General features: G+C 42.8%; 7 protein-coding genes. 3 read left to right on the forward strand and 4 right to left on the reverse strand.

Features of this window, described 5'->3' with window-relative positions; genetic code table 11:
* Both Q0140_RS01250 and Q0140_RS01255 read right to left on the reverse strand, forming a co-directional pair.
* Positions 1–5,947: hypothetical protein (locus Q0140_RS01250; RefSeq protein ID WP_297960810.1), on the reverse strand; the 5,947-nt coding region annotated here is incomplete at its 3' end.
* Between the two features lie 852 nt (positions 5,948–6,799).
* The gene (locus tag Q0140_RS01255; protein ID WP_297960813.1) at positions 6,800–8,221 is read right to left on the reverse strand and encodes a Do family serine endopeptidase; all 1,422 of its coding nucleotides are present in this window, start codon (positions 8,219–8,221) and stop codon (positions 6,800–6,802) included.
* A gap of 168 nt (positions 8,222–8,389) precedes the next feature.
* Between Q0140_RS01255 and Q0140_RS01260 the strand changes: the two genes are divergently transcribed.
* From Q0140_RS01260 to Q0140_RS01270, 3 genes are all read left to right on the forward strand, one after another.
* A complete protein-coding gene (locus Q0140_RS01260; protein WP_297960816.1) occupies positions 8,390–9,304 on the forward strand; it encodes a DnaJ C-terminal domain-containing protein in 915 nt (304 codons plus the stop codon).
* A gap of 12 nt (positions 9,305–9,316) precedes the next feature.
* The gene (locus Q0140_RS01265; RefSeq protein WP_297960819.1) at positions 9,317–9,628 is read left to right on the forward strand and encodes a helix-turn-helix transcriptional regulator; all 312 of its coding nucleotides are present in this window, start codon (positions 9,317–9,319) and stop codon (positions 9,626–9,628) included.
* Positions 9,629–10,114: 486 nt separating this feature from the next.
* Entirely contained in the window at positions 10,115–11,746 is a 1,632-nt protein-coding gene (locus tag Q0140_RS01270) for a cation:proton antiporter (RefSeq protein ID WP_295152028.1), read from the forward strand.
* A 291-nt stretch (positions 11,747–12,037) separates the two neighbouring features.
* On the opposite strand, the gene Q0140_RS01275 is transcribed toward Q0140_RS01270, so the two are convergent.
* Both Q0140_RS01275 and Q0140_RS01280 read right to left on the reverse strand, forming a co-directional pair.
* Entirely contained in the window at positions 12,038–12,958 is a 921-nt protein-coding gene (locus tag Q0140_RS01275; RefSeq protein ID WP_297960822.1) for a hypothetical protein, read from the reverse strand.
* Positions 12,934–13,131 (reverse strand): hypothetical protein, encoded by a 198-nt coding sequence (locus Q0140_RS01280; RefSeq protein WP_297960825.1) that lies wholly within the window; start codon positions 13,129–13,131, stop codon positions 12,934–12,936. The genes Q0140_RS01275 and Q0140_RS01280 overlap by 25 nt, the downstream gene beginning before the upstream one ends.
* Positions 13,132–13,514 lie beyond the last annotated feature (383 nt).

Consider the following 13,514-nt stretch of genomic DNA (forward strand, 5'->3'; position numbering starts at 1 on the left):
CTAGGTAGTTGGTGATTAACTCGCTTCCGCTCTTTAGGCTAGCTAAGCTTGCAGCTCTGGTTTCGGCGAAGGATTTGGTATCGTCTTTTACCCTTCTTTTACCGCTAAATCTAAGATCCAATGCTCTTCCGTTTGCATCTACCATACCGTAGGTCTCATACTCTATGGTAGCTCCTTGTTGGACTCTTGTTTGTAGATGCGAAGGATCAGGAAGTAGTAATCGTCCGCTTCCTTGCTTATCGATTAGGTGGATAGTGCTGGTATCTCCTACGTCGGTATTGCCGCTAATGTAAGCGGTGATCTTACCTCTCATATTGCTTAGATCGGTATTGGCCGTAGGATCTGTTAGCGTAATCATAGAATCGCCATCTTTAATGGTAGGAGGCATAAAGATATTGATATCGTCAAACCCTCCGATATTTCTAGCGGTGATCGAATTAGGAGCTGCTGGATTGGTAGGGTTTTTACCTACGTTTAGAGTGCTTCCCGCTCCGCCGGTGATATCTCCAATATTATTGCCGCCGGTTAAATTTACGGTAGAGTTATTTCCGCCGTTAATATTTAAGCCGTTGAAATTCGTAGGATTATTTGGATCTTCGTTAACTACGTTTATTACAGGATTTGGGATAGGATTATATCTATTGATCTCATCGTTTCCAAACTCGCCGCCTGTGATATTTCTAGAGGTAAGCTTGCTTCCTTGAATCAAGATAGATTGATCGTCGCTGCTCTTAATCAAGCCTTTTAGCATTATATCGTAGGTGGTAGAATTTCTAAGCGTAAACTCCCTTGTTGTTTGCTTAGCCTTCTCGGTAAAATTCGTAAAGGTATTTCCCCCATTTCGGATAAGGTGATACTCCTTACCCTCTTCGATATTAAGTGAGCCGTAGGTATCTTTATCTACGCCATACTCTTCGCCGTTTAACTTAAATTTAGCGTTATTAATGTCTGTATTGGCATTAGTAGTTAAATTTAAAGCAGCGGTTGCAGCATTGCCGTTAGCATCCGAAATTCCGTCAAAGTTAAGAGCATTGAAATTCTTAATATCGCCTGCGGTTTTTTGAGTGTGAGCGTTATTTACGTTTAGGGTGTTGCCATTATTATTGCCTCTTGCGTTAGACGCATCGTCTGAGCCGCTAATAGCATTTACTACGCTTCCTGCATTGAAATTTACTACGTTGTCGTAAACCCTACCGCTACCTTTAGAAGCACCGGCAAAAATCTCTTTAGTATCAGCACCATTAATGTTTACGGTGTTATTAAATACGTCATCCGTGCTGCCGCTTAGTGTCGCACCGCCGTAAACGGATTTAGTGCTTAGATCGCCTGCAGTAGATACGATATTTACGGTATTGCCTTTATTATCAAATAGAGGCGTTCCGCCTTGAGCTGCATTATCTGCTTTATTCTTAGTTAGCTCGTTGCTATCAAAGTCGTTGTCGTTCCAAGCATCGGTAATGGTGCCTTCTCTATAGATAAGCTCTTTATTGTTATTTTGCTTTCTAAAGGTCTCGCCGTCATATTGATAGTGAGCGTTGTCTATAATGTTATAGACTTGCTCTTTTTGAGTGGTTTTATCTTGGAAATTTATAGCAGCGTTGCCTTTAATTAGGGTATAATCCTTATCTTTTTGAGCATTATTTATCTTAACGTCGGTACCGATTAGATTTGTAGGGGTATTGCCAGTTAGTTTAAGAGCCGGATCGCCGTTGTAACCATTAGGCATATTGAAATTTAACTTGCCAACGCCTACGATATTTTTAGCTTCTATAGTGCCCGGTACTAAAGAGCCATCAGTTTTACCTACGTTTATCTCGTCGTTGCCATCAGCTTTTATCGTGCCTATATTATTGCCACTTACTAAATTTATCTTAGCGTTAGGAACGTTATTCGTATCGATATCTAGCCCGCCGAAATTCTGCGGTGCATTTGGATCTTCACCTACGTCGATAGTAGGATCGCCTGCAGGACCGGAGTATTTACCAACCTCGCCGTTATCGAATGCTCCATCGATAGTGCGGTCGGTTTTCTTTTTACCTTGGATTACGATGGATTTTCCGTCATCATCTTTCATCAAGCCCTTTAAATTCATCGAGTAAGTAGTGGCGTTTTTAATCGTAAATACGTTATCAGTGCGCTTGGTCGTTTGCGTTTCGTCAAAGCCCGTAAATCCCTTTTCATTGTGGATCAGATAGCGCTTCTCGCCGTCGCCTATCGCGTAAGTATCTACATTATAATCAGTGCCGTCGAGTTGAAATTTAGCGTTATTAATATTGGTAGTTGAGCCCGCATTTAAATTTAAAGCCGCAGTTGCAGCGCTGCCGTTAGCGCTTGAAATTCCGTCGAAGTTAAGGTTATTGAAATTCTTAATATCGCCTGCGGTTTTTTGAGTAGAGGCGTTATATACGTTTAAGGTGTTATTTGTGCCGCCTGTACTGGATAGACCGTAGATAGTTTTACCGACTTTACCACTATAGAAATTTACGGTATTACCGCTACCACTAGCCGCATCTGCTGCGTAGACGTTGCCAGCAACTTGCGTGTTGCTTAAATTCACAGTACTGTTTGTTGCAGAACCGCTAGCTTTTGAGCCGTATACATCGCCACCTACTCTACTGCCTTGTAGATTTACAATGTTTTTAACTGCATTGCCGTTAGCTGTCTGTGCGCCGTAGACATTGCCGTTAATGGTGGTATCATCAGTGGTTACCGTATTATCGTGAACATTTCCATTAACGTTATAGCCCGCACCGATATTTCCGTTTACTACCGCGCCTTTTGAAGTCTCTTCAAAGTTTAGATGGTTGTCGTGAACATCTTGGGTTCCGCTATCACCATAGCCTGCATATACATCGCCAAATCCCGTTCCGCCTTTGATCGTAGTGTAGTTATTGTGGATAGTATTAGGCGTTTCAGTATCTTTGACGTCGGCTCTACCTGAGCTTATGTTTTTGTTGCCTAGATTACCTGTGCCCTCTTTTACGATTACGGTATTGCCTTTATTGCCGAATAGCTCAGTAGCGCCCGCAGCTTTATTGCTAGCTTGATTTTTGGTTAGCTCGCTGCTATCGAAATCGGTATCGCCCCAAGCGTTGGTAATGGTACCTTTTTTATAAACAAGCTCTTGATTGCCGTTTTCTCTTCTAAAAGTCTCGCCATCATACTGATAGTGATCTTTGTCTGTAATAGTATAGGTCTGGTTTTTTTGGACACTTCTATCGTTGAAATTTATAGTGCCGCCGTTAGTCTTTTTAACGAGTGTGTATGTGGTGCCATCTTTGGCATTATTTACATTGACATCAGTACCAGTTAGATCAGTAGTGCCCGAGTCCGTAAGTTTGATCGCAGGATTACCTCCATTATAGTTGTTGGGCAGATTGAAATTCATCTTTAGCTTGCCGGGGCCTGATGATTTCTCGATATTTTTTGCAGTTATATTGCCCGGCACTAGTGGATTGTTGCCGTCTTTGCCTACGTTTATAGTATCATCATCATTGGCTTTTATCGTGCCGATATTATCACCGCTTACTAGATTTATCGTGGCTTTAGGAATGGCATTCGTATCGATATTTAGCCCACCGAAATTCTCCGGTGCATTTGGATCTTCGCCTACATCGATAGTAGGATCCTCACCTGCAGGTCCTTTGTATTTATTAAATTCGCTTTGGTCGAATGTTCCGTCGGTGATAGTGCGGTTGGTTTTCTTTTTGCCTTGGATTACGATGGATTTTCCGTCATCGTCCTCCATCAAGCCCTTTAAATTCATCGAATAGGTAGTAGCATTTTTGATAGTAAATACATTATCGGTGTGCTTGACCTTTTCATCAAATTTTTCAAATTTGGCTTCATTATGGATCAGATAGCGCTTCTCGCCGTCGCCTATCGCGTAAGTATCTACATCATAATCATGGTCGCCAAGCTGAAATTTAGCCTTATTGATATTAGTTTTAACCCCGTCCGTGATTTGAAGTGCGGCTTTGCTTGCATCGGAATATGCATTTGATATGTTTTGGAAATTTAAAACATTAAATCTAGCGATATTACCCGCATGATTTGGATTGCTAGCGTTTGAAGCATTTATCAAGGTGTTGCCGCTGCCGCTACCGGTGCCGTATAAGCCGTAAATCGTGCCGGTGACGGTGCTATCTGATAAATGTACCGTATTATTATTGCTATTTGCCCCCACAGCCTCCGCGCCGAAAACATCTCCCGTTACGGTGGTATGATCCCATAAATTTACACGGTTACCCGATGCGGAGCCCAACAACATAGCATTGCCGCCTTTGACTTGTTTACCACCCTCTACTTTAGAATTTGACAAGGTTAAAACGTTTCCCGTAGCATTACCTTTTGACGTAGTTCCACCAGAAACGTTGTCGTTAAAGGTTACTCCGGTTGCAGAGAATTCATTGCCGCTGACGCCTTGCTCGCCGCGTCCGCCTAGAGCAGCACCATTTAGCGTTCCGCCGGTTACTTGCACGTGGTTATTATTTGCTGTTCCGCTGCCGATGCCGATTTTATTGGTTCCGCCGATTACTTGATTAACGGTCTTATTTGTTAAATCCGCTACTACCCAACTACCTTCGACCTTGCCTTCTTCACTTCTACCGCCGATGATATCGTGACCTATCGTAGCGCCTTTTTTGATATCTACTCTGGCGCCCGTAACCTCGCCATTAACGCTGTTTCCGCCGATGACATCGTGGCTCACTTCGCCACCGTTTAGAGTTACTTTGGTGTTTGAAATTTTGCCGTTAACGCTGTTTCCGCCGATAGCATCTTGTGCTACTTTGCCTCCGCTCATTTCAACGTAACTACTTTTTATCTCTCCATTTACGTTGCGGAAGCCGTAAGCGCTACCGCCTATCTCGCCGCCGCTTATTTTGACGTAATCATTCGTGCTAGTAGCGACGTGATTGGTACCAGAACCTCCGCCGAAGCCTCCGTGAACGTCACCTATAACCTTTCCGCCGCTGATTTCAGAGTAATTGTCGTTAGAAACGGCTGCCATATATGAGCCCGTAGTAGATTGAACCTCTCCGTTTTGTAGCTTTACGTAGTTTTTGCTAGCCGTAGCGTTGCTTCCGGTGGTAATACCCTCTCTAGTAGCATTGGCGCCTGTTATATTTTGAAGCTTAGCACCGGCGCTGTTTATGACGACATAGTTTTCCTCTAATGTACTAGCGAAATTTGGAGATACCGATACCGCGCCGTCTATTTCTTGACCGCTGCTTAAGACGATAGCGCCCGTAATATTTACGCCATTACCTTTCGCGGAACCACCTTCGTGTATGGTAGCACCCTCTATCCTGTATTTATCTATTTGTGCTGCGCTTTTTATATTTACCGTATTATTTTCTGCAGAGTGACCATATCTAGCACGACCTCCCGATACTATAGCTTGGAAATTTCCCATGGTACTATTATCGCCGATTATATGGCTATTACCTTCGATATTTACGGTGTTGCCGACGGCATCTCCCGATTGAGGTCTCTTTCCTGCCCAAGTGCCGTTGCCGCCGAGAACGACTCTATTAACGGTTGCATTTATTATGTTTACGGTATTGCCTGTTGCGCCTATGCCTTCACCGCCTATTACGGTGGTAACGGTAGCGCGGTTTTGAACGGTGATCTGATTTCTATCGGCCGATGTCGTAGGTGTAATGTTAGGATGACCCATACCGCCACCGTATATACTGTACCCCGACATATCAATACCTGAAGCATCTCCGGTGATAGTTACTATATGATTTTTGGAGCCACCTCCGTTACCAGCGCCTTCATAACCACCCGAGTAATACCCGCCGCCTGGAGTATGCAAATTACCATCACTGCCGCCGCCGGTTACCGTCGCTTTTGCATTGTCGGCTAAAACTTGCATCGGCATCAGTGCTAGCGTAGCAGCGATGCTCAGACCTGAGATAATCGGTATCCTAATATCTTTCATAGTTGTAATCCTTCGTAAAAAATAAAAACTATCCATTATACTATAAAAATACCTATTTACAATAAATTTAATACAATTCCTAACAAAAAGTAGCTTAACACGAAAAAATGGGTATCGCGATGTAACGTTTTCGATAATAAAGTAAAATTTCAGCTTATTTTTGTTATCGAAGCTTAAACGAAAAATTACGATTACAAAATGATGGAATTTTAAAATTCCGACCTTAAAATTTAGCCAGCGGAATTCCCAAGAAACGACGCTGCGATAAAAGCGCTAGAATAAAAAGGCAGCAGTTTCTGATATCGAGAAATAGGGTAGGACATAGATTTTATAAAATTTGGATTTGTAGAATTTAAAGTGAAGTAATATACAAGAGGAATTAAAATTTGAAGTAATTCTAGGTTAGAAGCACATACTTCTGCGGTATGTTGTTAGCAAAGAGATTAAAATTTTAAAGCAGTCCCAGACGAGGCGATAAAAACGATAAAGTAGCGGCGTGGAGGGTTAAATTTTAAAAATTCCAAGTGAAAACAAAAGCAAAAAAGTAAAATTCTAAGAATTTCAAGCGAAAAATCTGGGCTTTTAGCGGTGTTTTGAAATAGCAGAGGGCTTTCAGAGGTGCTTGAAATAACAGAGAGCTTCCGGTAGCTTTAATGCCTGCCGGAAGCCCATTTTTATAGTTTATGTATCTCTTACGCTCGAAAGCTCGAAATTCCGCTTATCAGAAAGTCCAAAATCTCAAAAACTTCTGCTAGCTTATTCGCATGTTCCGCTAATGCTTTGTCTCGGGCTTGCCGCGATTAAAATTTAACGCTTGCGCGTTTCTCGCAGCTAAAGCCTCGCAAATCGAGCTTAGCGGATCACAAGACCTTGCGGAATTCCGCGTCTGATAACCCAGACTAGGGTTTTCTTACCTTTGTAATCTTTGATGTATCGATCGAAGTCGTCTGAGCTTTTGACATCGTTTTGACCGACTTGGATGATCACGTCGCCCACCTCAAAGCCGTAATCATCGGCTTTTGAGCCATCTTTGACGCTTAAGACGAGGGCACCCGAGACATCGTCGTCGAGGTTATATTTGCGGCGCAAGCTGTCATTTAACGTCCTTAGCTTTAGCCCCTCTATTGCGCTTTTTGAGTCCTCGCCGGCTGAGCCTAAGGTGGTGGAGTCGGATTTCATCGCGTCTAGCTTGATAGTCGTGCTCTTGCTTTTGCCGTCGCGTTCAAATTCTACATCCACTGAGCTTCCTGGAGCCATTGAGCCGATTAAATTTTTTAGCTCGTTGGCGTTTTTGATAGATTTGCCGTTTATTTTGGTAATCAAATCGCCGCGCTTGATACCTGCTTTATCGGCTGGCATATCCTTTTCTACGCTTGAGATTAGCGCGCCCTCTTTGCTTTCATAGAGCTCTTTTTGATCTTTAGACATATCCGAAATCGTAACGCCTATAAAGCCACGCTCGATCTTGCCGTTTGTGATGAGCTTTTCAGCGATCTCTTTTACCATATTTGAAGGGATCGCAAAGCCTACGCCGTTATTTCCGCCGCCGCGACTTAAAATGGCGGAATTTATCCCCAAAAGCGCGCCGCGACTATCCACTAGCGCGCCGCCTGAGTTGCCCGGATTGATCGAAGCGTCGGTTTGGATGAAATTTTCATATTGATTTAACCCGATATTGTTTTTATTTAGCGCCGAGATTATGCCTTGAGTGATGGTGCCGCCCACGCCGAAAGGATTTCCGATAGCAAATACAATGTCGCCCTCCATAGCCTTGGACGAGTCGGCAAATTTAACCGCAGAGAGGTTTTTTTCGTCGATTTTAATGATTGCAAGGTCGGTTTTGGGGTCGGTGCCGATTACCTTGGCTTTATACTCTTTATCGCCTTCTAGTAGTGTAACTACGATTTCGTCGGCATTTTCTATTACGTGATTATTTGTGACAATATAGCCGTCTTCGGAGATGATGACACCAGAGCCTAGTGAGCTTCCCTCGCGCTCTTGTTGTTGCGGAATGTCAAAGTCGAAAAATTGCTTAAAAAACGGATCGTCAAACATCTGTGACATCGGGCTATTGCCTGCTTTGATCTTGGTTTTAGTTGCGATATTTACGACGGATTTTTTCACGTCCGCAACGGAGCTGTGATATGAGAGCACGACATCTTTATCAAAGCTCGGATTTACGCGTTCATAATTGCTTGGAGCTTCTTTAATGTCGATACTGGCGCCAAAAAGCGCACCTGCTAAAGCTATCGATATGATGATCGATTTTTTCATTTTTGCTTCCTTTGTGATAATGAAATTTTGGCGGAATTATAAATTTTGTCCGCTAATATATTCTTAACGCAAAATTAAAATTTATAAATAGAATTTAGCAAACTTGATTGACACTCACTAAAGTTTTATGATATAATCTACATAAATTTTAAGATTTTAAGGATTAAAATGGCAAGCACAAGCAGTTTATACGAAACCTTAGGCGTGGATAAATCAGCAAGCGCCGAGGAGATTAAAAAAGCTTACCGCAGGCTAGCTCGCAAGTATCACCCGGATATCAATAAAGAACCAGGAGCTGAGGATAAATTTAAAGAGATCAACGCCGCGTATGAAATTTTAAGCGACGAGAAAAAGCGGGCGCAGTATGACCGCCACGGCGACGAGATGTTCGGCGGACAGAATTTCCACGATTTCGCGCAGGGCTCGGCAAACATGGGCGATCTAAACGACATCCTAAACAGCATTTTCGGCGGCTCTTTCGGCGCAAAAAGCGCAGGCTCACGTGGCGGATTTAGTTTCAGCTCTTTCGGTGGTGGCGAGGGTTTTAGTGGCTTTAGCGGCAGCAGTTTCGGCGGCGGTTTCGGCGGAGCGCAGAGCCTAGATACGCACAGCTCGATTGAAATTCCTTTTGAGACCGCGATACAAGGCGGCGAGATGAGCGTGCGCATAGGCGGCGAGACTGTTAAATTTAAAGTGCCCGCGGGTATAAATGCGGGCGAGAAGCTGCGCATAAGGGGCAAGGGACAAAAATCAGGCGCTCAAAGCGGAGATCTGATTTTAGAGATAAAAATCGCGCCAAGTGCCGAGTATAGCCGCGAAGGCGACGATCTTTTCAAAAAGATTGACGTGCCTTTGAAAACGGCGATGTTTGGTGGAAAAGTAGAAATTTCGACGCCAAGTAAAAGCGCAACAATAAAGATCGCAAAAAATACCAAAAACGGGCAGAAATACCGCTTAAAAGGCTACGGCGTGCAAAACCGCAAGAGTAAAATTTTAGGCGATCTATACGCGGTGGTAAACGTCGTCCTTCCCGACGTCGATTCGCTGGATGAGGACGTCAAAGCCGCGCTGCAAAAGCTATAAGGAGGCATCAAAATGCATGATTACGATGAGCCGGTTTATCTCATATCGATAGTTTCGAAGGTCCTAGATATCCATCCGCAGACGCTACGGCAATACGAGCGCGAGGGGCTCGTAAGCCCGGGGCGCACGGAGGGCAAGATGCGCCTGTACTCGGCGCATGATATGGACCGCATACGCATGATTTTAAACCTTACAAAGGAGCTTGGCGTCAATCTTGCGGGCGTGGACGTGATCTTTCACTTGCAAGAAAGGATCGCTGAGTATGAGCGCGAGATCGAGGAGCTACGGGCTAGAATTTTAGAGCTTGGCGGAGAGACAGATTAAAGTTTGCGAAATAAAAATTTTAAAGCTCAGCAAAATCAGATCCTGGTGCTACAAGCTAAAATTTTAATGCTATCAAAAAGCAAGATCGCCTCGCAAGCGTAGATTCAAGCGATAAATTTTGATTTTCAGAGAGGATTTGTGGGCGCGTCAAATTTAAAGTCGTGCTAAGCAAACCCGGGCGAATTTTCTTGCAATTAAATTTAAAAGTCGCCTTGATATAATTTAGCTTTAAAATTTAAAATTCCAAGCCGCGTTAGACATTAAAATTTTACCGCGGACCTCTAAATTTGGTGATAAAGTGCGACATAATTTCTCTATTTTTAAGCGGGATTTTAGTAAAATCACATTATAAAATTTACCCGTAAATTTATATGAAAAGATAGAATTTCATCGATTATGCCTCCAATAAATGGTCGCGGATAATGTAAAATTTGACAATAAATTTAGCGCTAAATTTTATGCATAATCTTACAAAAAAGGGAGTTAATGGAGCTTGTTATAGAGCTATTTCTTGCGATCACCGCGCTTGCGATAGTGCTAAATATCGTCTTTAAAATTTTTGAAATTCCCACCATCATCGGCTATATCGTTGCAGGCGTATGCTTTTCGCAGATCTATAGCTTAAGCAGTGTCGAAAACGCCCATATGTCTGAGCTGGCGGAATTTGGCATCGTCTTTTTGATGTTTACCATCGGGCTTGAGTTTAGCTTCCATCACCTGATGAGCATGAAAAAGGACGTATTTTTTAACGGCATACTCCAAGTGCTTGGCACCGGTATTATTCTAGCGCTCATCATCGATCAAGCTTTCGGCGGAAACATAAAAACCGTGATGATTATCGGGCTTGCGCTCGCGCTTAGCTCTACGGCGATCGTGCTAAAAACACTCAACGAAACAGGCGAAATCAACCAAAACTACGGGCGCAAGGTGCTTGGCATCCTGCTATTTCAAGACCTCGCCGTCATCCCTATCTTGCTTATGATTGACATATTTGGCTCGACCGACAATACCCCCGTGAACTATCTAATCTTAAAGACCGCCGTAAGCGCCGCCATAGTGGTAGTGATCCTTTTCGTGCTCGGCAAATTTGCTTTTAACCGCTTCCTCTACTACGTCGTAAGGACAAATTCTAAAGAAATTTTTATCGCGACCATCCTTTTTACCGTCGTGGGGGCTAGCTTTTTGGCGCACGTTTTCGGCTTTTCATATACGCTAGGTGCGTTTATCGCGGGCATGCTTATTGCGGAGACCGAGTACAAACACGAGATAGAGGCCGATCTCACGCCGTTTCGAGACATACTGCTCGGACTTTTTTTCATCACGATTGGTATGCAGATAAATTTTGAAGTCATCGTCTCGCACTATGGGCTAATCCTGCTCGCTATTATCGTTATAATGGCGCTTAAAACGGTTGTGATTTACGCGATCTTATTTCTCTCGACCGGCAAAAGGATAGCGCTAAAAGCGGCGCTATCGCTATGTCAGATAGGTGAGTTTGCGCTTGCAATCTTTTCGCTGTTGATGAGCCGCGATATGCTAAGTAAGGAAAACGGGCAAATTTTAATTACAGTCGTAACCGCGACGATGATTTTAACGCCGTTTATCCTTAAGAATTTAAACAAAATCGCCAACCGCTTCGAGTCCAAGGTCGAAAAGCTCGAGGATGAGGAGCATAAAACTCAAATCCCGCCGATGAAAAATCATATCATTGTAGCAGGCTACGGCAGGATAGGGCAGGAAGTGGTGCTACGCCTTAAAGATCAGGGGCTGCTATACGTAGTCGCTGAGAGCGATTTAGAGCTCGTAGATCTGGGCAAATCGCGCGGAGAGAATATATACTTTGTAAATATAATGCAAAAAACTGCGATAGACGAGCTGCATGCGCGCGATGCGTCGGTCATCATCCTAACGATCGCAAATCAGCAAAAGCTCGACATCGTCGCCAAGATGCTAAACGGCTCTAATTTAAAAGCAAATATCATAGTGATGCATACGGGTGCCGATCCACAAAGCGAGCTGCAGAGCGAATACGGCGAAAATTTTATCTTCGTAAAAAAGGAGAGAGTAGTAGCCAATGCGCTTTTACAAGAGGCGCTGAAATGCAAGCTAACGCAGTAGCCTTGAGCGTTTAAGATCAAATTTAAACGCATTTGCTATGCCTAAAATCTCCACGCTTCTTTATTCTTGCTTCTACATTCGGCTAATTTGAAGCGTTTTAATGAACGCAGATAATAGCTATATTTAAAGATGGCGGGCTTGTAAATTTAAAGGTGCAAAGTGCTGCTTTGGATTGATTTAAATTCTAAATTTAAGCTGTCATTCCACAACAAAGGGATACTCCGACAAGGAGCTGATAAAGTATATTCGCGCGATAAAGTTATTTAAAAATTCGTTTAAATTTTACTAATTTCACTCTTTTATCTCTTTATAAACGCTTAAGTTGCGTGCTAGGCAAACAATGGTCGTTATAAACAATATTGGAGCTATCGGCAAATACAAATACCCGAGAATCAGAGCCATATTATCGTAACTTCGTCCTTGAGAAAAGAGCAATACCGAGAGAGGGAGATACAAAACTAGCGTCATAATCGCAAAATTTTCTATCGCGAAAATCGTATTGCTTTTTTCGGGATTTTCTACGAAAAGTTTGCTGTATCTGCGCTTTGAAAAGAGAAATATAATCGTGCAAACGGCGCTAACTATAAACGCCCAGTGTAATTCATACGAATTTGGTAAAAATAAAATCAAAAAAACCGTTGTCGCAAAACTCGCGAAAGCAAATCTGATCAAACGGTGAAGTTGATATTTTTGCTTTAAATTTTTTGCAATTCGTGCTAGAGCTTTGCCGTACTCTAGCGCCTCCTCTTTGCTTTGGATAGATTCTGTTTCAAGGCTCGCGTCATTAAATTTTTGCTCAAATTTAGCGGCTTCATCTTGGGCACCTTGCGCCTTGTCGTTTGTTTTGTTAAAATTTTGCTCGCCGGAAATTTTATCAGCGATGGCTCCGCCGATTTTTGTCTGCGATTTTAGTGCCGGTAGATACACGGTCTCATCGGCGTCAAATTCCGGATTTGCATTATATGTTATTATCGCCACCAAAATAGCGATAAAAATAGCGGGTATAATATGACGCGTATCCCAGTCTATGTGATATTTTATCTGTAAGTAAAATCCGACCAAAGCATAAAGAACGTAAAATATCGCAGCCACATGTATCCATATAAGCATAAAGGCCTTATCTGCATCGCTAAATAAAAGCAGGGCGTATTTTTTATACTTCAGCCTGTTTAGGCAGACGAGTATATTTATCGCAGATAGCGCGAGATGCATAAAAACGACATTATGGGCGCATCATTTACAAACGTAAGAAACACGACGATATAAATCAGGAAGGTCAAAAGTGCCCCGAAAAACAGATATCTACAAAAGCGAAATCTATCGTAGCTTTTTAAAATTTCTTGTGGAATTTGGCTGATGTCCGCGGGGATTTTGTCTTTTTGCATTTTTACCGCCTTTCTCGGTTATTTTAGCTCAAATTTTGCTTTTTTACTCCGTAGCGTTTTAAATTTAATGAAGCGAGCTTTTTGGCTTGCTTCTTTTTTAGCAGACAATTGATCCCGATTTTGCATTAAATTTTTAAAAGCGAATACTTACCGGCTCTTGCAATTTTATCGATAAAATTTTTGGCAGGCTAAATTTACGCTCTGCTTCTAGTTAAATTTAGCTTCAAAATTTATCCTGCTTCATTCATAAAATAAGGCAACCGAGCTAAAGCTTATCCGTTTTATCCACCCGCACGAACGCCCAGTGCATAAAATCCCGCTTTGGCTCGTATTTGCCGCTGTTAAAATACTCCGCTAGTCGCGCCTCCTCCGCGTCGCTTAGC

This window comes from uncultured Campylobacter sp. (genome assembly GCF_938045405.1).
GTDB lineage: Bacteria > Campylobacterota > Campylobacteria > Campylobacterales > Campylobacteraceae > Campylobacter_B.

Excerpts from the sequence above, each read along its gene's own strand:
- Q0140_RS01280 (WP_297960825.1), bottom strand. The coding sequence starts at position 13,131 with ATGCAAAAAGACAAAATCCCCGCGGACATCAGCCAAATTCCACAAGAA.
- Q0140_RS01265 (WP_297960819.1), top strand. The coding sequence starts at position 9,317 with ATGCATGATTACGATGAGCCGGTTTATCTCATATCGATAGTTTCGAAG.
- Q0140_RS01255 (WP_297960813.1), bottom strand. The coding sequence starts at position 8,221 with ATGAAAAAATCGATCATCATATCGATAGCTTTAGCAGGTGCGCTTTTT.
- Q0140_RS01275 (WP_297960822.1), bottom strand. The coding sequence starts at position 12,958 with ATGCATCTCGCGCTATCTGCGATAAATATACTCGTCTGCCTAAACAGG.
- Q0140_RS01260 (WP_297960816.1), top strand. The coding sequence starts at position 8,390 with ATGGCAAGCACAAGCAGTTTATACGAAACCTTAGGCGTGGATAAATCA.
- Q0140_RS01270 (WP_295152028.1), top strand. The coding sequence starts at position 10,115 with ATGGAGCTTGTTATAGAGCTATTTCTTGCGATCACCGCGCTTGCGATA.